This window comes from Streptomyces sp. NPDC002698 (assembly GCF_042888945.1).
Classification (GTDB): domain Bacteria; phylum Actinomycetota; class Actinomycetes; order Streptomycetales; family Streptomycetaceae; genus Streptomyces.
Genome location: NZ_JBIAQM010000002.1, coordinates 180,602 through 200,394, shown reverse-complemented (window position 1 = coordinate 200,394; position 19,793 = coordinate 180,602). Strand labels below are relative to the sequence as shown.

The following is a 19,793-nucleotide window of genomic DNA, read 5'->3' as shown; positions in this document are numbered from 1 at the left end:
CGCCAACCCCATAAATCCACTTAACGGGGCGGGGGGGGGGGGGGGGGCGCCCGGGGCGGGCGCGGGGGGGGCCGGCGCGGCCCCCCCCCGTCTCCGGAAGTGCCGCGCCGCCGGCCCTCGGCCGCGGCCGAGGGCCGGGTGTCCTTCGGGTTGCGGGGTGCGGTGCGCGACACCACGCTGGCCAGGACGCCCGCGTGATCGACGGCCCGGAACCGGTCGCCCGCTTCCCCGAGGTCGGGCGCCGGTGCGCGTCCGGGCACGCGTGGCGGGTGGGCGCGACGACGGGAGAACGGTGGCACACAGGTGAACGCCGGATCGCGTCGTGCTCACCGGCGGCCCGGCGCGCCCGGCACGGGCCGCGGCGGGCGCCGGACGCGTCATGTCGTGGGGAACCGCTCCTCCCGTGGCGTCTGGACGGTCACGCGGGCGCGAACGGCCGGCGCGTACGGACGGTACGGCGCCGGAGACGACCAGGGCGTCCTGGTGCGTCACGGGCTACGGGTGGCCGCGGCCTACGCGTGGCGGCTGCTCGTGGTCGGTGTGGTCGCCTATACGGTCTTCGCCCTCCTGGGCAAGCTCCAGCTGGTCGCCGTGGCCCTGTTCCTCGCGCTGGTCGTGACGGCGGTCCTGCGTCCCCTAGCCGACCTGCTGGCGCGGCGCATGCCGAGGACCGTGGCGGTGATCGTCAGCATCCTGGGAAGCATCCTGCTGGTGCTCGGCGTGATGGCGCTCGTCGGCCGTGTCGTGGCGGGCGAGTCCGGAAGGCTGGGCCATGAGTTCGCCGGGGGACTGGGACGGATCGAACGCTGGCTGGAGGGCTCGCCGTTCCATCTGAGCCACGCGGTGATGTCGGACCTCCAGGGCAAGGTGGCCACCTTCGTCTCCGAGCACCGTTCCGAGCTGATCAGCAGCGCCCTCAGCGGCGCCGGCCGCGCGGTGGAGTTCGTCACCGGCCTGGTGCTCGCGCTGTTCTGCTCGCTGTTCTTCATCCGCTCCGGGGACCGGTTCTGGCGCTGGTTCCAGGAGCTGATGCCGGAGGGCGCGCGGGACCCGTGGGACCGCGGCGGGCGTGCGGCCTGGCGGACCTTCGCCGGCTACACGCGCGGCATCATCATCGTGGCGGCCACCAACGCCGTCCTCGTCGGCATCGCCCTGTTCGTCCTGGGCGTACCACTGGCGCTGCCCCTCACGCTGCTGGAGTTCTTCGCCGCGTTCATCCCCCTGGTGGGCTCGCCCGTCGCCCTCGCCGTGGCCACGGTCGTCGCGCTGGCCACCCGGGGGCCGGTCGTCGCGCTCATCGTGCTCGCCCTGATCGTCGTCATCGGCCAACTGGAGGGGCACGTCCTGCACCCGCTCGTCCTGAGCTGGGCCGTCCGGCTGCATCCCGTGGTCGTGGCCCTCTCCGTCATCGCGGGGAGCATCCTGGCCGGTGTGACCGGCGCTGTCGTGGCGGTGCCGATGGTGTCGGTCGCCTGGTCCGTGATCACCGAGCTGCGGGCACGCCCCGAACCGGAACCCACCGGGCGCTCACCGGACCACCGGTCCGCCCCGGCCGAGCGGCGTCCCGGGCCGACGGGGGATGCCGGGGCCGGGGCCGGGAAGCCGTAGCGGCGCCGGATCGGCGGCGCCGCTACGTCGTGGCCGCCGCTACGTCGTGACCCCGTAGCGCCGTGGCCCTGCCCCCCGTCCTCCCGCCATGTCTCAGGAGGCCTCGACGGCTGCCTTGATCCGCTTGCCGAAGGCGTCCGCGTCCTTGCGGGCCGCGCTCAGCGCGAGGCCGACCAGGAGTTTGCCGATGCCATGGCCCTCGAGGACGTTGAAGATCCGTACTCGGGTGGTCCGGGGGCCGGTGGACTCGAGGTCGTAGCCGCCCTCCTTCGCCATGACGATGTTCTTCGAGACCTCGGCCCAGCGGATCCGGCGGGACGGCTCGAACTCGGTGATGCGGAACTTCCGGCCCGTCTTCATGCCGGCGTCCTTGACCGTGCTGGTGAAGACGGTGCCCACGGCCGTCGGGCCCTCCGGAGTCTTCGTGATCGCCTGCACCCTGGGGCTGAACTGGGGGTCGTTCGTGCCGGCGGCGAGGTAGGCGAACACCTCCTCGACGGGGCGGTTGATCTCGGTTGTCGCCTCGAACTGACCGGACACGGTTCCTCCTGTGCTGCGATCACGGACCGCCCGCTGAGGGCGCGCGGCCTTGCCGCGCCCGGTCAGCCTAGGGGGCAGGAGCGTCGCGGGCGCGTCGCACGGGCTCAGTGGTCGAAGCCGTCGGACAGACGCACGGTGTAGCCGTCCTCCTCCATCAGGACGACGGTGACGCCGAAGGGGTTGGGGTGGTCCAGCTCCATCGGGGTGAACGCGTACGCGACGGCGGCCTGGACCGGCGGCGGAAGCTCGCCGTCCGGTCGCGGCGCGGGGGCCTGGTCCCAGTCGAGGGCGGTCGCGGACTCCTCCGCGTTCCCGGAGCCGGCGGGCAAGGACTCCTCGGTGTAGGGGAACTGGTGCAGCACATGCCCGTCCGGGGTGGCGCGGACCATGTTCAGACACGGGGAGGGGCCGGCGACGGGCAACTCGCAGGAGGTGGCGACCTCCTGGGTCTCCCAGGCCAGGACGACCTCGTCCGCGCCGGCCGCCGCCGCGATGTTCGACAGCGCCGCGATGCCGGTGAGCGCGTCGGCCCCGGGCTCGGTCGGGCGGACCCAGACCAGCCCGACCAGCTCGCCCCGCACGAGCGGCATGATGACCGGCCGGGGTACCGCACCCTCGCGCACTCCCTTGACGTAGGCGCTTTTCATCGAGCCGACCAGCGTGTCCCACGTTCGCGTGTCCACGGAAGCCCCTTTGCCGCTGTTGTCTTCGATCACCGCCGACCCTGTCACGCGGGGTGTCCCCGTGTCAGCGGGATGTCCGGCAGTGTCCGGCAGGCGACCCCTTCGGCGCCCTTCGCCCGTACGGCGGCGCGGACCGCTCCCGCGGACGTCCCTTAGGCTCGATGGGATGGGGCAAGTGGAAGTCCTTCAGCTGCTGCTCTCGGCCGTGCACCGGTTCGAGGGCCGACCGGGCGACGGGGTGCCCCCGCTGCCCGACGCGGAACTGGTGGCGACCGCTCAGGTGCGCGCCGGACTCGGGATCGTCGGCGACCGCTACTTCAACCGTCCGGCCCATCGCGACGCGTCGATCACCCTCATGGCGGCCGAGCGCTTTCCGCGGGGCGCGGCCGCGGAGGCGGACCTCCGGCTGACCCGGCGCAACGTTCTGCTCCGGGGGGTGGACATCGACGCCTGTGTCGGCGCGACGATCGCCCTGGACTGCGGCACCGGGCCCGTGGTGCTCGCCGTACGCGGCGCGGCCAGGCCCTGCGCCTGGATGGACACCACGCTCGGCCCCGGCTCACGACGGGCGCTGCGCGACGGCGGGGGAATCCGCTGCCGCCCGCTGACCGACGGCATTCTCGCGGTCGGGCCCGCCGAGTTCACGGTGGTGGAGCCGGCACCCGCGAAGGACTGACCCGGGTGCCGAGGCCGGAACGCGGTCGGCCGCCGCGACGGACCGGCCTGGACGGGCCGGCCTGGACGGACCGGGTCGTGGGCGCGTCCGGGCCGACGGCCGCGAAGCGCCGACCCGTCGAGGTGTATCCAACCAGTTGGTTGACTAAGGCGGGGACCGGGCATACGGTTATTCAACCGACTGGTTGATTACGTGAGGTGAGAGGTGTCCGACGAGCGGCTGTCCCGGGTGTTCTCGGCCCTGGCCGACCCGACGCGGCGCGACATCGTGGCCAGGCTGGCCGCGGGGGACGCCACGGTCAACGAACTGGCCGAGCCCTACGACGTGACGGTGCAGGCCGTGTCCAAGCACATCCGGGTGCTGGAGGACGCCGGTCTGGTCAGTCGCAGCAGAGACGCCCAGCGTCGGCCCTGCCACCTCGAAGGCGAGGTCTTCGACCTGATGACGCGATGGATCGAACGCTACCGCCGCGAGGCGGAGGACCGTTTCCGCCGGCTCGACGCCGTCCTCGAACGGATGGGGGACCAGCCGGGCGAAGGCACCTCCGGCAACGAGGCGGCATCATGAGCACCGCGAACCGGAGCGACCGGCACGAGACGCGGATCGTGGCCGACCCGGCGCTGCCCACCATCCTCATCACCCGGGAGTTCGACGCCCCCGCGGAGCGTGTGTTCAGGGCGTACACCGATCCCGATCTCGTCGTGCAGTGGCTCGGCCCGCGGCGGCTGACCATGCGGATCGACGTGTACGAGGCGCGCACCGGTGGCTCGTACCGCTATGCGCATCACGAGGCGGACGGGACGGAGTACGGCTTCCGCGGCGTGTTCCACGAGGTGCGCCGGGACGAGCGCATCGTGCAGACCTTCGCCTACGACGGCTTCCCGGACGGCGTCAGCCTGGAGACCACCCTCTTCGAGGACCTCGGCGGCCGGACCCGGGTCACCACCACCTCGCTCATGGCGTCCATCGAGGCCCGCGACGCGATGATCAGAAGCGGTATGCGACGCGGTGTCCGCGAGGGCCACGAGCGCCTCGACGAACTGCTCGGCGGCCGCCGGAGCGGGAACGCCTGAAGAAGAACCGATACGGAAGGCTTGAGATCATGACGAGCGCAGCCGACGAGCACCGCACTGTCGCCGAGGTCTTCACCGAACGGGTGCGCGGAGTGCGCCCCGGGGCCTGGGAGAACCCCGCGCCGTGCGACGGCTGGGTCGCCCGGGACGTGGTGCGTCACCTGGTCGAGTGGTTCCCCGACTTCCTGAAGGCGGGCGCCGGGGTCGAACTGCCGAAGGGGCCGTCGGTGGACGACGACCCGGTGAAGGCCTGGACGGTGCACAGCGACGGAGTGCAGGCACTCCTCGACGATCCGGCCACGGCGCACCGAACGCTGTCGAACCCGCACATCGGCGAGGTCCCGCTGGACCAGGCGGTCGACCGCTTCTACACAGCCGACGTCTTCATGCACACCTGGGACCTGGCACGCGCCAGCGGCCAGGACGAGCACCTCGACCCCGGCAGGTGCGCCCGGATGCTCGACGGCATGCTGCCCCTCGACGACGTGCTGCGCGGGAGCGGGCAGTACGGGCCACGGGTGGACGTCCCGGAGACCGCCGACGTGCAGACGCGCCTGCTCGCCTTCATCGGACGCAATCCCTGAGGAACCCTCTGGAGACGCGCGCCGTCCCGGAACGCGCGCCGTCCCGGAACGCGCGCCGTCCCGGAACGCGCGCCGTCCCGGAAGGGGAACGTCCGGGGCGGGGTGCCGTCAGGGATAGGAGTGTCCTCCGGGAAGGGGCACCGTCCCGGAGGGGAACCGCTCCGAAACGGTCGCCGTTCCGGCCGTGGGCACGTTCACCCTCCGGCGCCGTCACCCTCCTGTACGGGCCGTGGCGTCGCGGCTGTACCGGTCGTGACATCGCGGGCGGTCGCCGGTGGCGTTCCGTCGCCTCGGACCGGAGGCGGCGGCCCGTCCGGACGGCTCCCGCCGATCGCCGTCAGCTCCGCCGCGAGAGTCCGCAGCCAGGTGTCGATGTCGACCAGCGCGGGCAGGACGGGGGCCGGGGCGGCGGAGACGACCTCGTGCGGAAGGGGCACCGGCGCCGCCCGGACGCCACCGGGCGGGAAGGCCGCCGCGCTGTCCATCGCCGAGGCCAGTCGCCCCGCGGACTCCCGCGCCCACCGGACCGCTTCGGGCGGTGCCGGGCCGTACGCCTGCCGGGGCAGCCAATGGGATCCGATCACCGCGTGGGAGACGCAGTTGAGCGCCAGGTGCCAGTCCGGTCCGCTGTCGACGGCGTTCCTGCCGCCCTCGGTCCGGTACTGCGCGTAGGCGCGCTCGGCGATGCGGAGCCGGTGCCGGGTCAGCCGGAGCGCCTCATCGGTGTCATCGTGCCGAGGCCGCGTATCGCCGGACGTCCCCGACTTCCCGGACGCCTCGGGTGCGCCGGACGTCCCGGAGGCGCGGACCACGGCGGACACGGTGACCCGCACCAGGGGCGCCGCGGAACGCAGCATGTCCGCCACACCGCGCCGAACCTCGGCGTGGGCTCCCGCGGGCCAGGCGAGCACTCCGCACACCAGCCCGATCGTGCAGCCCGCCAGGACGTCGAGCAGCCGTGTCCCCGCCAGCCGCCAGTCGGCCGGGGCGAGCTGGCTGAAGGCGGCGGCGACGACCAGGGTGAACAGACCCTGCGCCCAGGCCGGTCCCGCGATCGGCCCCACCGAGAACGCCACGAACATGGCCGGCACCAGCACGGCGGCGTACACCTCGACGGTGCCGCCGGCCTCGAAGATCAGCACCCCGGCGGCCAGCGCGCCCACCAGTGTGCCGATCGCCGCCGAGCGCACCGTGGACCAGGTCGCTCCCGCGGTCGTACGCCCCAGCGTCAGCACGGCCAGCAGCACCCAGAAACCGTGCGAGAGGTCCAGGGCCCCGGCCACCAGACGGGCGGCGCCGAGACCCAGGGCCGTGCGTACGGCGTTCTGGAACAGGACCGAGCGCAGGGTGAGGTTGCCGGTCAGACGCAGCGCGAGGAGCCGCGCCGTGGAGAGCCCCGCGTACCAGAACTGTTCGGGCGGCAGCCCGGCCGCGTCGCGGCGCCCGCCGATCGCCACGGCCACCGCCGCCTGGGCGGTCAGGGCCGAGGCCGCCATGACCAGCAGGTCGGACCGGCACTCCAGCAGTCGCCGCGACGCTTTGGCGTCCGTGTCGGGCCCGCTGCCGGACGGACGTCCGCGGACGGCGACGAAGCCGGCGACCATCTCTTCCAGGGCCTCGGGCCCCGGGACGGCGCGGGCACCACGCAGAGCGTCCGCCGTCGCGGTGCAGCCGGCCGCGACATCGCGCAGCAGCTCCTCGGAGGGCGGATCGGCGGCCGTGGCGGAGTCCGGCCGCTCGGCCATCCGGGCGAGCTGGTCCAGTACCCGCCGTGTCGCGGCTCCGGCCTGCGCCAGTCCCCGGTCGGTACGGCCCGCCCCCGTCGGACGTGAGCCCGGTGGCGCCTGTGACAGCCGCAGCGCCAGCCCTTCCTCACGCAGGCGCCGGGCCCGCTCGGGCGAACGACGGTGGCCCTGTGCGGACGCGAGCGCCGAAGCGGCCGCGAGGTCCAGGGCGGCGGCGATCCGTGCCCGATACCTCTGGACGGGCGGGGCGGGCAGGAGCAGCAGCTCGCACAGGACCAGCAGGAGGACACCGGCCAGCAGGCCGCCGAGGCGCTGCGGAAGGGTGTCCGGCGCGTACGGCGGGAAGCACGCGAGCACGTAGAAGAGCAGCAGCCCCGGGACGGCGCCCGCCGCGGCCGGTCCGTACGCGGAGGCGAAGGAGATGGCGAAGCCGACCACCAGCATCCCGGCGACGGCGGAGGCCGTCGTCACGGCGAGAGCGGTGCCGAGGGCCGTCAGCGCCACGGCCGGCGGCAGCACGATCAGCATGGTCCGCGCCCGGTCCCGGCCGCCGCCCGGGATCGGGGAGAGGACGCCGAGCGCGATCGGCGCGAAGAGGGCGTAGACGGCGACGACCGGCTGGTCCAGCGCGTAGAGGGCCGAGTAGAAGCCCGTGGCGGACGCGACCGTGACCCGTACGGACTGCCGCGCGGCCCGTACGCGACCGGGGGAGAGGGGCCGCTTCGGCATGGACGTTCCTTCCCCGGCGCCTCCCCGGGCCCGTCCCCGCCGTACGCCCATTGTCGACCGGGACCGGGTGGGAGGCACGGGCGGCGCCGGCGCCGCGGGTCCGGATCCGCGGCGGGGACGGGCCCCGCTCGGCCGTCCGCCCGAGTCGGTCGGCCGAGTCGGGCGGACGAGTCGGTCGGACGGGTTCCTGTGACGCGTGGGGGGAGGGGGAGCCGAGGCCGCTCGTCGGCAGGCTTCGCCCCAGGCCGGTTTTCGGCTTCGCCCCAGGCCGGCTTTCGGCTTCGCCTCGGCTGTCCGACGGATCCGATCCGCGCGGACAGGAATCCGCGTCGGTTGAAACGACAACAGGGTTTCCTCGTAAGGCAGTTGAAGGGAAAGGCGTCGGCGGTCGCCCGGTCGGTGTCCGGGCCCGCGACACGGTCCGCAAGCGTCTCGTCACCCGGCGGTCGGGAGCGCGCCGTCTGATCAGGGGTTTCTCTACCCAGGAGGCGGGTGAGCGCATAACATCCGGACGGGAAGTCACCCGGAAGGCATGTCGGGGCAACCTCATGTCGGGGCAACCTGCCGGGACGCGGGCCCGTCCCCGACTCGTCACCGCCCCCGACCCGCCTCCGCCCCCGACCACCCGTCACATCTCCGCCTGCGCACCTGTTCAGTCCCGCACGAAGGAACCATCAGTGAGCGAATCCGGATCCTCCGGAAGAGTCCAGCCGGCTCAGGCCGGCGATCCCTCCCGAATAGGTCCGTACCGGATCGTCGGTCGTCTCGGTGCCGGTGGCATGGGTACCGTCCACGCGGGCGTGGCCTCCGACGGAACGCGTGTGGCGGTGAAGGTGATTCAGCCCTCGCAGGCCCAAGAACCGGAATTCAGGGCCCGTTTCAGGCGTGAAGTCGACATGTCCTCCCGTGTCACCGGCCCGTACCTGGTCCCGCTGCTCACTGCGGACGCGAACGCCACGCAGCCGTGGCTCGCCACCGAGTACGTCGCCGGGCCGACGCTGCACGAGCACGTGCTGGCCCAAGGACGGGTCACCGGACCCAGTCTGTACGCTTTCGCGGCCGCCACCGCGCAGGCGTTGGCCGCCGTGCACGCCGCCGGCGTGGTGCACCGTGACGTGAAACCGCAGAACGTCATCCTCACGCCCTCCGGTCCCCGCGTCCTGGATTTCGGCATCGCGCACGGCGACGACGACACCAGAGTCACCCGTCCCGGGGCCACGACCGGTACCCCGGGCTGGATCGGTCCCGAGCAGTACCGGACGGGAGCCGCCGGGTCCGAGAGCGATGTGTTCGCCTGGGGAGCGCTCGTGGCCTACGCGGCCACCGGGAAGTCCCCGTTCGGGACGGGCGCGCCCGACGTGGTCGCGTTCCGCGTAATGTCGGGTGAACCCGACCTGGGCGGTGTCCCCGCGCCCCTGCGCGAGATCGTGCTGCGGGCACTGGCCAAGGAACCGGGGGACCGTCCCTCGGCCGCCGACGCCGCCGAGGAGTGCTTCGAACTCCTGGCCGCGCAGCTCATCCAGGCGATGCGAGCCGACACGTTGTTCACGCGGGCGGAGGACATGATCACCGCGGTCTGGGACATGCCTCACGTGGACGATCCGGCGTGGCCACGGCCCGCGAGACGCGGGCGAAGACCATGGGCGGGCGTGCTCGTCGTCGCGGCCGCGGTCATCGGGGGCCTGGCGGGCGGAGTGGTCGCCCTGATGCCCGGCAAGCCGGAGAGCGGCCGCTATCCGACGTCGAACGCTTCCTCCGTCCCCGCCTCCTCGGTTCCCGTGGCCTCCGTCCCCGCTTCCTCGGCTGTCGTCTCCTCCCCGGCCGGCATCCCGCAGCCGTCCGGGGCGAGCACGAGGGCGAGCACGTCGGTGCGGCGCGAGCAGGCCACGAGCGGCCGTCCGGCGAGTGCGGAGAGCTGGGCGGACGCGAGGTCGGCACGCGGCGAGGGCGAACACGACGTGGCCCGTGCCGTCCTGCGCGACCAGGGTGTTCTCGTCCGGGAACTCGGCGACGCCATCGACCTCGTCCCGAGCACCGTGAGGTTCCACGCGTCACGCGGGGAGGTCTACCTGTCGTACCGGCTCGCCTCCGACGAGGCGGGAACGCTGTACGCGGAGACGGAGGTCGCCGGTCTGATGTGCCGGACGCTGCGGGAGTCCGTCCTGCGTCTGCACCCGGAACTGCCGTACCGCGCCTTTGTCATGGTGAGGGAAGCGACCGGTCATGACCCGCTGGTGACCTGGGACGACGACTTCCTCACCGACGCCGGGTGCACCTCGGCCGACGACGACTTGAGCCCTGCCGGCGCCGGACTGGGCTGGGAGCCGGACGAACAGGGCCTCGGCCAGGCCATGATTCCCAGCACCGACCGCGACGAGATCGGCGTCGCGGACCGCGCCACCCGCAGGATCATCGAGCGGACCAACGGGATGCGTACGACGCTCGGTACGGATCGCGCGCTCGGCAACGCGGAGCTCAAGGTGGGCTTCGATCCGAGTCGCTCGGCGATGTACGTGTGGTCGGACTACAGGACGTGGAATCAGCGGCAGGCCGCGGCCTGGGCGGGCATGGCGGCGGGCGAGGCGTGCCGGGCTCTGGTGCGGCAGCGGGACGGCGCGGGCGGCGCGTGGCCGTACTCCCGTTACGCCGTGGCGGAGAGAGACGGCTCCGGCTATCTGATGATCCGCTGGGGCACGGCCGGAACCCTGGCCGACTGTCCGGCCTGACCTGCCCCGACTCGACCCGCCCCGCCCCGTTCCGGCCGGGTCCCCGAGTATGAACGGGGTTGACCCTCGACATGGTCGAGGGCGCAGGGTCGTGGGTGTGGAGAGCGAGATGCGCAGCATTGGCGAGATGGCCCGGGACAGCGGACTGAGCGTGAGCGCCCTGCGGTTCTACGACCGTGGTGGGGTGCTGGTCCCCGCCTGGGTGGATCCGGTGAGCGGCTACCGCTGGTACGGCCCCGGGCAGCTGGACGAGGCACGGTTGCTGGCCCGGTTGCGCCGGGCCGCCATGCCGTTGGCGGACACCCGCCTGGTGCTCGCGGGCTGGTCCGGCGCGGACACCGATCTGGTACGCCGGCTGCTGGAGGCGCATGTGCGTCGCCTCGAGACGGGGCTGGCCGATGCCCGCGACGAGTTCTCCACGCTCCGAGCACTTCTCGAAAGCAGGGAGAAACCCATGACACCGCCCCGTACAGCCGTCGTCCGTCTGTCCGTCGCCGCGCCGGAACTCGCCGGCGCGCTCGACGCGGTCCGCTTCGCCGCCGGGCGGGACCCGGAGCTGCCGATGCTCGCCGGTGTCCTGTTCGACATCGAGGGCGGGACACTCGACGTCGTGGCCACGGACCGGTACCGGATGGCCGTCGCGCGGGCAGGCACCAGCGGGCATGCCGACACCCGTGTGCAGGCCATCGTTCCGACCCCGCTCGTGGACGCGATGAGGGCTTTGCTGAGCGGCGAGGAGCCGGTCCGGCTCGCCGTCGACGGTGACCGCGTGACGCTGGAGAGCGGGGACGGGCAGACGGCCGGCCCTTGCCTCGACCACGACTTCCCCGACTACCGCCGTCTCGTCCGAACGCCGGACGGCCACCGGGCCCTGGTCGATGCGGGAACCTTCCGCGAAGCGGTGGAGACCGGTCCCGTCGTGACGAGCGAAGCGAGCGGACCGGGTGGGACCCCCGCCGGCCTCACCCTGCTCAAGGTGACGGGCGACGGAACCGTGACCGTCGGCGAAGACCGTTGGAGCGATCGGAATCACGTCGCCGTCAACCGTGAGTACCTGCTCGACGCGCTCGCCGCGGCGGCCCGCGACCAGTTGGTCCTGGAGATCGGCGCCCCCACCGCGCCCGTCGCGATCCGACGGCCCGACGACGAGCACACGTTCTCGATGCTGATGCCGGTCCGTCTGGAGGACTGAGCGCGCGGACGGCCTCGCGCCACCGCTGCCCGTCGCGGATCCGGCGCCCCCGCTCAGGGCACGTCGTGACGCCTGAGCGCCCGGGCGAAGGGCTCGCCGGTGCGTCGTGCGTACGCCATCCGCTCACGGACTTCGCGCAGGGTCCGGGGGCGGTAACCGGGTCCGCCGCAGCAACTCTTGTGGAAGCGGACGCCCGCGTGGAGCAGGACGGAGAGTGTCCTCCAGGCCGCGGTGTCCCGGCGCCTGGGCGCTGCGAAGGCCGACCCCACGTGGATGAGCGGCGAGGCGCACCGGGGACAGATCCGCACGGGACGGTCCCCGTCGTACGGCTGCTTGTACGACGCCCGGCAGGGCAGGCACACGTACGACGTCTTTCCGGCAGGCATGCCCCGAGGCTAGACGGCCCACGTTCCGCACGCGACGGATTTACTCGCCCGGTCCAACGACACCGTGCTCGCCCGCCGACTCCAGGACCCGGCAGCGGCAGGCCCGGCCGCTCCCGCAGGTGCCGGGCGTCAGCCGCGCGCCGCCGGGCCCGCGATACCGGTCATCCGGCGCAGGGTGCGGGACAGCAGACGGCGCTGGCTGAGGGCGTTCCCGGTGTGCAGAAGATAACCGGCCGGGCCCGCGGCGGCCAGGGCCGTGCTGCGCTCCTGGCGGGAGGTGTGGCCGATGGCGAGCAGCCCGAACCCGGCGGCGACGGCACCGGCCACGAGCGGCTGGCCGGCGATCCAGGCGCCGCCGGCCAGCGTCACGCTGGAGGGAAGCTGTGTCTTGACGTTGACGGCGGTCATCGCGGCGCCGAGGTTCATCCCGGCCAGGCACTGGCGCAACTCGTCCAGGGGTACGGCAAAACGGTCGTTGACCTCGTTCCGCAGATAGGCGTCCAAGGTACGGCCGTCCGGGATGTCCGCCAGGGACGCCAGCTCGGCGGCGGCCTGGCTCACCGCCTGGCGGAAGGCGAGGAATTCCCGGCCGTGGCGCCGGCGCAGCCGTACGATCTGCTCGGCGGACACCCGGTCGATGTCCGCGGGCACCACCAGCCCCAGGGCGAGGATGCCTATGCGCTCGGCCAGGGACGACCCGGCCTGCGCAGCCGGCTGTGTGGGCGTCCGCAGCAGATACCCGGCCAGCAGATCGGCCGACCAGCCGTTGGCGAGGGCGAACGCATGCGGCTGGTCGGTGGTCAGCTCCAGGTGGTTCGCCGAGCCGAACTCCTCCGCGAGGCAGCTCATGTACAGGGAGACGAAGCGCTCGCGCAGGACCAGCCAGCGGGCGTCCACCTCGTGGGACAGGGTCAGCCGCCCCCGGACCGCCAGCCCCGCCTCCACCAGGGCCCGCGTCAGGTCGGGGCGAACCTGGCTCTCGTGGAGCGCGGCCAGGCGCGGCCTGTGGGGCGCCGCGGCCGAAGTGCCCGACACGGTGTGGTCGAAGGCGGCCATGTCGCGCTGCTGTACGCGCAGCCCGGCCCGCAGGGCGCCTTCGTGGCCCGCGAGCAGTTCGAGGAAGCGGGGTGCGATGGCGTCCACCGCGGTCGTGGGGCCGGCGTTCTCGATGAAGCCGGCCTGGTCGGTCAGGACACGCACGGTCCGTGAGTCGCGGACCGCGTAGTCCTCCGGGACGATGCGCACGATGGCGGGCCAGTACAGCGCGGATATCTTCAGCCACCGCTCGTCGCGGACGTGGAAATACGGGTAGTAGAGGCCGAGGCCGGATGCGGGGCCTGGCACGGTGACGGCCAATTGTCGTCCTCTGGTCTGCGATCCGCCGGGGCCGGCGCTACGCGGCCGCCGTGAACCGGTCGAGTTCGGCCCTGCTCCTGTCGAGCTGTGCGCGGTAGACGTCCGCGTCCGCGTCGAATCCGCGGGTGCGCGCGTAGTCCAGGCAGAGCCCCGCGCGGTGCATGGTGACGATCGTGCGGAAGAGGTCCCTGGCCCGGCGGTCCTCCCCCTCGTCCGAGGCGATCGTGGTGACGTGGTCGCGATTGCTGTTGAGCATGACGGCCTCGATGGTGTGCATCGGCCCGCGGCCCGGGCCCGCGGCGCCGTCCTCCGTCATGCCGAGGATCTGGAAGAAGGGGCCGCGCAGCAGCACCTCCTTCTCGTATGCGTACGCCGACAGCCCGTCCACGGGCACGGCGCACATCGACGTGACCGTGCTCGCCGGGAATGCGGAGCGGTAGGCGCCCATGAGTTCCGGCGGCAGCCCGGCGACGTCGATGCTCCAGAGCAGCGGGTGGCGGTCGGGGGAGCGCCTGGCGGTCTCGCGGGCGAAGGCCATCGCCTTCTCCTTGCTGCGGCTGGCCGACATCATGGCCAGGGGCACGGAGAGGTAGCGCTGCTCGACCGGGCCCGCGGCGGCTCGGGTGAAGGCCGTCAGTTCCTCGGCGTTGACCGCCATGCCCCGGTAGACGGTGCCCTGGAAATTGTCGGCCGTGCGGTGCGCGTGGCGGTAGTTGAACAGGTCGATGCTCAGAAGCTCCACGAGGAATGCCGCGCTGCGCAGGGCGACGGGGTCGCCGGTCAGCGACACGGTGCGGAAAGCGGTGTTGATGGTGCTGAAGATGCGCTGGTATCCGGCGTCCGAGGTGTAGAGGCGGACCGCGCTGTAGTCCTCCGCCTGCGGACCGCCGTCCGCCCGGTGGTCGGCCCAGTCCTTGGTGCTGGCGAAGAGCTCCGCCAACTGGCCGTTCAGTTCGGGATCGGCCGCTTCCGGGGAAGCCGGACTCACCCGCTCCATATAGGTGCGCAGTTCCGACATGAAATCGGGGTAGCGGTCCCAGTGGATGCGGATGTCGTTGATCGCCCGCCGTACCTCGGACATCCGGCTCTGCACGTTCGTCCCGGAAAAGAAGGGCCGCCGGTCCTCCAGCATTCCGCTGGTGCACAACGGCTGGAGTTCCGACCACCCGGAAAACCTGCTGAGGCTGCGTTCCGCTGCCACGGTCTCTCCCCTCCCGGCCATGCGCCGACGGGCCGCGCGGCTTCGGCCTCCCCATGGTAAAGGCCGTACCCCGGCAAGGTGTTGGTGTTTGTCAACGGCGAAGAGCCGCCCCTGTCGCGTACGGCAGGGGCGCGAAATCTCGGGGCGATGGTGCTCCCGTGAACGGCGGGCGGGCGGAGTGCGGCGACCCGCGGACCGGTGGTCGCGCAGGCGGTGCAGGCGTTGAGTCAGGCGGTCAGGGCCCAGCCACGGCCCACTACGGGAACTGTGTGTCGACCGGACGCCGAACGAAAAGGAATCGAACGCCTCGGCGCGGGCCGGAGGGGTGTTACTCACTTTCGGGTGACCTGTGGGTGGCCTGTGCTGACGGGCGGCATGGCCCGATACGCCCTAGTTGTTGTCTGTGTAAGGGAGTTGACAATGACAGTCCATCACTTTTCAGCTTTCCGTAGTTAAAGGCCATATACAGACGCCTGTAACTGATATGTCCGTAATTGGTAACAGGGGTCGGGTGTCGCCCGTCCTGGGCGGGGATGTGCAGCAAGTTATGAGTCCTCGGCCACCGGGCCGGGACTCGCACAGGGTCGCACCGTGCGGGTTCCCCGAGAGGGGTGCCCGCACGGGGTGTGCCGGCTCTCGAACCTTGAGGAGCATTCATGTCCGTTTCCACGTCTGTCACTGCCCGCCGCGTGGCGGCCGCGGTCATCGCGGCCGGTGCGCTGGTCGGCTCGGCGTCCGTGTCGGCCTCGGCCGCGGATCCGCGCTTCGACCGCTCACACGTCGACATCAGCAGGGTCCAGAGCGACGCGCCGGGCTTTGACGACCGCTCCGCGCGTTCTCTGAACGCGGAGTGGGTGGAAATCACCAACTCCGGTCGCCACGGGGTGAACCTGAACGGGTGGACGCTGTCGGACGAGGACGGCAACCGCTACAGCTTCAGGCACTTCACCCTGGCCGGCCGTGCCACCGTCCGTGTCCACACCGGCTACGGCCGTGACACCAGCCGTGACCTCTTCCAGGACCGCCGCAACGAGGTCTGGGACAACCGTTCCGACACCGCCACGCTGCGGACCGCTCGCGGCCGCTTCGTCGACAGCGTCTCCTGGGACCGGTACTACGACCGCGACCACGGCCGTGACGACCACCGCGGCCACGGCCACGGCGACCACCGCGGCCACGGCGACCACCGTGGGCACGGCGACCACCGTGGGCACGGCGACCACCGCGGCCACGGGGACCACCGCGGCCACGGGGACAACCGGGGTCACGGCGACCACAGGGGTCACGGTGACAACCGGGGTCACGGTGACAACCGGGGTCACGGTGACAACCGGGGTCACGGTGACAACCGTGGCCACGGCGACCACCGGGGTCAGCAGGGTCCGCGCCAGGGCCAGCAGGGCCAGCAGGGCCAGGGACCTCGCCAGGGTCAGCAGGGTCAGGGCCAGCAGGGTCCGCGCCAGGGTCAGCAGGGACAGCAGGGCCAGCAGGGCCAGCAGGGTCAGGGTCCTCGCCAGGGGCACCAGGGTTAGGGTCCGGCCCACCTCCTCGGTCGCTGAACAGCGACCGCAGGCTCATCCACCCGGGGCGTACGCGGGTGGCATCCGGTCGGAACGTGGGGATGACCGGCCGTAGTCCGGGCCCGGTCGGACCCGACGAGGCACGAACCCGCAGGACGGCATCACCGCAGAAGACCCGCACCGACCGGTGCGGGTCTTCTGTTTCCGCACCGGCCGGCGTGGCCCTCACAGCACCCGGCGTCTGCGTCCGAGCCAGGTCTGGGCGATGACGACGACGGCGAGGAAGGCACCGCTGACGACCTGTTGGTAGGCGGAGTCCAGGGAGCCGATCTGGTTGATGACGTTCTGGATGACCTTCAGGAGCAGTACTCCGACGAGCGATCCGCTGATGAAACCGAACCCGCCGGTGAGCAGGGTGCCGCCGATGACGACGGCGGAGATCGCCTCCAGTTCCATGCCCGAGCCCAGGATCGTGACGCCGGACGCGAGCCATGCCGCGTTGAGCGCTCCGGCGAGTCCCGCGCACAGCCCGGACAGCGTGTAGACGGAGATCTTCGTACGGGCCACGGGGGCGCCCATCAGCGCCGCGGCGTCCTCGTTCCCGCCGACCGCGTACACGTACTGCCCGAACCGGGTGCGCCTGAGGACCACCGCGCCGAGCACGAAGAGCGCGACGGTGATCCACACGGGCACGCCGACGCCGAGCAGCTCCCCTTGTCCGATCTTCGCGAAGAACGACCCCTTCTCCACGAGATACGTCTTCGAACCCTCGTCGGTGACGGAGAGCAGGATGCCCCGCGCGCCGAGCATCGAGGCCAGCGTGACGATGAACGGAGCGAGCCGCGAACGGGCGATCAGCAGTCCGTTGACGAGGCCGATCAGTCCGCAGACGGCCAGGGGAAGCAGCAGCGCGACGACCGCTCCGTACCGCGATCCCCAGGCCGCGAGCACGCCGCCGAGCGCGAACAGCGAGCCCACCGACAGGTCGATGCCGCCGGTGATGATGACGAAGGTCATGCCGAGCGCGACCACGGCCAGGAACGCCGAGGAGAGCGCCATGTTCTCCAGGTTGTCGCCGGTCAGGAAGGTGTCGAAGCCGATGGACGCCGCGGTCATCGCGACGACCAGCGTGACCAGCGCGCCGTGCTGCTGGGCGAGGGCGCTGAGCCGTTCGGAACGGCCGGCGCCCGTCGGTTCCTCCTCGGCCGTGTTCTTCGCGCGCACCGGAACGTCCACGTCGGTCGTCATCGCTTTCCTCGTTCCCGGGCCGCGTACACGGCGAGGACGATCACCACGGCCTGGGCGATCTGGGTCCACGACGGCGGCAGATCGTGCTTGATGAGCGTGGTGGTGAGCAACTGGATGAGGACGGCGCCGGCGACCGTGCCGCCGATCCGGATACGGCCACCGCTCAGCGGTGTCCCGCCGACCACGACGGCGGTGATGGCGGACAGTTCCATCAGGTTGCCGAGCGAGGACGGGTCGCTCGCGGTGAGGCGGGCGGTGGCCAGGACGCCCGCGACGGCCGCGAGGACGCCCGAGCACACGTACACGAGGATGAGGACGCGGCGTACCGGCAGTCCGGCGAGCCGGGCCGCGGGGCGGCTGTCCCCGATGGCGAGGAGGCTGCGGCCGAAGGTCGTGCGGCGTACGACGAAGCCGACGAGCAGGGCGAGGGCCGCGGCGATCAGGACGACGTACGGGACGCCCAGGACGTCGCCGGAGCCGAGTTCCGCCATGGCCGGGTCGTGGACGTCCTTGAGCTGGGGGAGGAGCACCAGGGCCAGCCCGCGCCCGGCGACCATCAGGGCGAGTGTCGCCACGATCGGCTGGACGCCGACGAACGCGATGAGCGAGCCGTTCGCGACACCGATCACGGCGCCGCCGACCAGCGCGATCAGGACGGCGACCCCGGGTCCGTAGCCGAGATAGAGGGACAGCAGCGAGGTGGACAGGGCCATCACCGAGCCCACCGCCAGGTCGACGCCCTCGCTGCCGATCGCCAGTGCCATGCCGAGTGCCACGATGAGGACCGGGGCGACCTGGACCGCCTGGGTGCGGAAGTTCTCCGTGGACAGGAAGTGCGGGGTGAAGACGGTGTTCACCAGGAAGAGGACCACGACGCCCAGGTAGACGCCGTACTCCTGGAGCAGGGCCAGCAGACGGTCGCGGTCGGCGGAGACCCGGCCGAGGGTCAGGTCAGTCATCGTGGCCTCCCGGTCCGGTGCCCTTGTCGGTGGCCGCGGCTGTGACGGTGGCCGTGACGGCGGGTGCGGCGGGTGCGGTGGCGATCGCGCGCATCAGCCGGTCCTCGGTGACGGCGTCGCCCGTCAGCTCCTCCACGACCGCGCCGTCCTTGAGGACGATCACCCGGTCGCTGCCCTCGATCAGTTCCTCGGGGTCGGAGGAGATGAGCAGGACGCCCAGCCCGTCGCCGGCCAGTTCGTCGATCAGTTTCTGCACCTCCGCCTTGGCGCCGACGTCGATGCCCCGGGTCGGCTCGTCGAGAAGCAGGACCTTGGGCTGCATGGCCAGCCAGCGGGCCAGCAGCACCTTCTGCTGGTTGCCGCCGGACAGTTCGCCCACCTTCTGGTGGGGGCTCGCGGCCTTGATCCGCAGCCGCTTCATGAACGTCTCCACGATCCGGTCGATGCGTGCCTCGTCGACCAGACCGAAGCGTGAGAGCCCCGGCAGCGCGGCGAGCGCGATGTTCTCCCGGACCGAGAGGCCCGGCACGATCCCCTCGGCCTTGCGGTCCTCGGGCAGCAGGCTGATGCCGGCCCGGATCGCGGCGGGCGTCGATCCCGTGCGTACGCGCACGCCCGCCACCACGACCCGCCCGGAGTCGGTGGGGAGCGCGCCCGCGATGGCCTTGGCGGTCTCGGTACGCCCCGAACCGAGCAGCCCGCCGAGCCCCACCACCTCACCGGGCCGTACGGAGATGGACACGTCGTGCAGCCGGTGACGTACGGTCAGTTCCCTTGCGTCCAGCACGGGTTCGGCCGCGGTGTCGTGACCGCCCGAGAACTTGGTCAGGCCCTCCTGCCGTACGTCCGCGATCTCCCGCCCCAGCATCAGCCCCACGAGCCTGAGCCGGTCGAGTTCGGCGATCCGGCCCGTGTGCACGACCTTGCCGTCGCGCAGCACGGTGACCGCGTCGCAGATCTCGTACAACTCGTCGAGCCGGTGGCTGACGTAGATCACCGCGATGCCCCGCTCGCGCAGCATCCGGATCACCCCGAACAGGGTCCGCACCTCGCGCGGTTCGAGCGAGGAGGTCGGTTCGTCCATGACGACCACCCGGGCGTCGACCGAGACGGCTCGGGCGAGAGCCACCATCTGCTGTGCGCCGACGCCCAGTTCACGCAGTGGCCGGCGTACGTCGACCCGCAGGCCCAGGTCGCGCAGTGCCTCCTCGGCCTGCCGGTGCATGCTCCGGAAGTCGATCAGGCCGAGGCGGCCGCGGGGTTCACGGCCGAGGAAGAGGTTGCGGGCCACGCTCATCAGCGGGACCAGGTTGACCTCCTGGTAGATGGTGGAGATTCCCGCGTGCTGCGCCTGGAGCGGGGTGGCGAAGCGGACCGGGGCGCCGTCGTACGTCATCTCGCCCTCGTCGGGCCGGTAGACGCCGGTGAGAACCTTGATGAGGGTCGACTTGCCCGCGCCGTTCTCACCGATGAGGGCGTGCACCTCCCCGGCGCGGGCCGTGAAGTCCACGAGGGACAGGGCCTTCACGCCGGGGAAGGTCTTCGACAGGCCGGTCACCGACAACAT

At 72.1% G+C, this 19,793-nt stretch carries 17 protein-coding genes; 8 read left to right on the top strand and 9 right to left on the bottom strand.

What is annotated here, in order from left to right; translation table 11 throughout:
- The first annotated feature begins 480 nt into the window (after nucleotides 1–480).
- Nucleotides 481–1,608: an AI-2E family transporter gene (locus tag ACFYW9_RS03235; RefSeq protein ID WP_389144767.1), complete on the top strand. Its 1,128-nt coding sequence runs from the start codon at nucleotides 481–483 to the stop codon at nucleotides 1,606–1,608.
- Nucleotides 1,609–1,701: 93 nt separating this feature from the next.
- Here ACFYW9_RS03235 and ACFYW9_RS03230 read toward each other — a convergent pair whose 3' ends face one another.
- Together ACFYW9_RS03230 and ACFYW9_RS03225 are read right to left on the bottom strand one after the other, a co-directional pair.
- Nucleotides 1,702–2,148 carry an SRPBCC family protein gene (locus ACFYW9_RS03230; protein ID WP_389144019.1) on the bottom strand — a complete coding sequence of 149 codons (447 nt, stop codon included), beginning with the start codon at nucleotides 2,146–2,148 and terminating at the stop codon, nucleotides 1,702–1,704.
- A 104-nt stretch (nucleotides 2,149–2,252) separates the two neighbouring features.
- A complete protein-coding gene (locus tag ACFYW9_RS03225) occupies nucleotides 2,253–2,831 on the bottom strand; it encodes a hypothetical protein (RefSeq protein ID WP_389144015.1) in 579 nt (192 codons plus the stop codon).
- A gap of 166 nt (nucleotides 2,832–2,997) precedes the next feature.
- Between ACFYW9_RS03225 and ACFYW9_RS03220 the strand changes: the two genes are divergently transcribed.
- The 4 genes from ACFYW9_RS03220 (at nucleotide 2,998) to ACFYW9_RS03205 (ending at nucleotide 5,164) form a co-directional block, all read left to right on the top strand.
- Nucleotides 2,998–3,507 carry a molybdenum cofactor biosysynthesis protein gene (locus tag ACFYW9_RS03220; RefSeq protein ID WP_389144012.1) on the top strand — a complete coding sequence of 170 codons (510 nt, stop codon included), beginning with the start codon at nucleotides 2,998–3,000 and terminating at the stop codon, nucleotides 3,505–3,507.
- A gap of 204 nt (nucleotides 3,508–3,711) precedes the next feature.
- Complete coding sequence (locus ACFYW9_RS03215; RefSeq protein WP_351864367.1) at nucleotides 3,712–4,074, top strand: metalloregulator ArsR/SmtB family transcription factor; 363 nt, start codon at nucleotides 3,712–3,714, stop codon at nucleotides 4,072–4,074.
- Nucleotides 4,071–4,580, top strand: a complete 510-nt coding sequence (locus ACFYW9_RS03210; protein ID WP_389144007.1) for an SRPBCC family protein — start codon at nucleotides 4,071–4,073, stop codon at nucleotides 4,578–4,580. The genes ACFYW9_RS03215 and ACFYW9_RS03210 overlap by 4 nt, the downstream gene beginning before the upstream one ends.
- A gap of 29 nt (nucleotides 4,581–4,609) precedes the next feature.
- Nucleotides 4,610–5,164, top strand: coding sequence for a TIGR03086 family metal-binding protein (locus ACFYW9_RS03205; RefSeq protein ID WP_351864373.1), 555 nt, complete (start codon nucleotides 4,610–4,612; stop codon nucleotides 5,162–5,164).
- Between the two features lie 194 nt (nucleotides 5,165–5,358).
- On the opposite strand, the gene ACFYW9_RS03200 is transcribed toward ACFYW9_RS03205, so the two are convergent.
- On the bottom strand, nucleotides 5,359–7,638 hold the full coding sequence (locus tag ACFYW9_RS03200; protein WP_389144004.1) for an FUSC family protein: 2,280 nt from the start codon (nucleotides 7,636–7,638) through the stop codon (nucleotides 5,359–5,361).
- Nucleotides 7,639–8,315: 677 nt separating this feature from the next.
- On the opposite strand from ACFYW9_RS03200, the gene ACFYW9_RS03195 reads away from it, so the two are divergent.
- Both ACFYW9_RS03195 and ACFYW9_RS03190 read left to right on the top strand, forming a co-directional pair.
- Nucleotides 8,316–10,364, top strand: coding sequence for a serine/threonine-protein kinase (locus tag ACFYW9_RS03195; RefSeq protein WP_389144001.1), 2,049 nt, complete (start codon nucleotides 8,316–8,318; stop codon nucleotides 10,362–10,364).
- Nucleotides 10,365–10,473: 109 nt separating this feature from the next.
- Nucleotides 10,474–11,556, top strand: a complete 1,083-nt coding sequence (locus ACFYW9_RS03190; RefSeq protein WP_389143997.1) for a MerR family DNA-binding transcriptional regulator — start codon at nucleotides 10,474–10,476, stop codon at nucleotides 11,554–11,556.
- Nucleotides 11,557–11,609: 53 nt separating this feature from the next.
- Here ACFYW9_RS03190 and ACFYW9_RS03185 read toward each other — a convergent pair whose 3' ends face one another.
- The 3 genes from ACFYW9_RS03185 to ACFYW9_RS03175 form a co-directional block, all read right to left on the bottom strand.
- Nucleotides 11,610–11,942, bottom strand: coding sequence for a deoxyxylulose-5-phosphate synthase (locus ACFYW9_RS03185; RefSeq protein ID WP_389143994.1), 333 nt, complete (start codon nucleotides 11,940–11,942; stop codon nucleotides 11,610–11,612).
- A gap of 129 nt (nucleotides 11,943–12,071) precedes the next feature.
- Complete coding sequence (locus tag ACFYW9_RS03180) at nucleotides 12,072–13,286, bottom strand: DUF6236 family protein (RefSeq protein ID WP_389143991.1); 1,215 nt, start codon at nucleotides 13,284–13,286, stop codon at nucleotides 12,072–12,074.
- A 49-nt stretch (nucleotides 13,287–13,335) separates the two neighbouring features.
- Nucleotides 13,336–14,499 (bottom strand): hypothetical protein, encoded by a 1,164-nt coding sequence (locus ACFYW9_RS03175; protein WP_389143988.1) that lies wholly within the window; start codon nucleotides 14,497–14,499, stop codon nucleotides 13,336–13,338.
- Between the two features lie 656 nt (nucleotides 14,500–15,155).
- Between ACFYW9_RS03175 and ACFYW9_RS03170 the strand changes: the two genes are divergently transcribed.
- Nucleotides 15,156–16,031: a lamin tail domain-containing protein gene (locus ACFYW9_RS03170; RefSeq protein ID WP_389143985.1), complete on the top strand. Its 876-nt coding sequence runs from the start codon at nucleotides 15,156–15,158 to the stop codon at nucleotides 16,029–16,031.
- A 213-nt stretch (nucleotides 16,032–16,244) separates the two neighbouring features.
- Here ACFYW9_RS03170 and ACFYW9_RS03165 read toward each other — a convergent pair whose 3' ends face one another.
- From ACFYW9_RS03165 to ACFYW9_RS03155, 3 genes are read right to left on the bottom strand one after another with little or no spacing between them, the layout of a single operon-like run.
- Complete coding sequence (locus tag ACFYW9_RS03165; RefSeq protein WP_389143982.1) at nucleotides 16,245–17,267, bottom strand: ABC transporter permease; 1,023 nt, start codon at nucleotides 17,265–17,267, stop codon at nucleotides 16,245–16,247.
- Nucleotides 17,264–18,226: an ABC transporter permease gene (locus tag ACFYW9_RS03160; RefSeq protein ID WP_351864399.1), complete on the bottom strand. Its 963-nt coding sequence runs from the start codon at nucleotides 18,224–18,226 to the stop codon at nucleotides 17,264–17,266. Before ACFYW9_RS03160 ends, ACFYW9_RS03165 begins: the two co-directional genes overlap by 4 nt.
- Nucleotides 18,219–19,793 carry a sugar ABC transporter ATP-binding protein gene (locus ACFYW9_RS03155; RefSeq protein ID WP_389143977.1) on the bottom strand — a complete coding sequence of 525 codons (1,575 nt, stop codon included), beginning with the start codon at nucleotides 19,791–19,793 and terminating at the stop codon, nucleotides 18,219–18,221. The genes ACFYW9_RS03160 and ACFYW9_RS03155 overlap by 8 nt, the downstream gene beginning before the upstream one ends.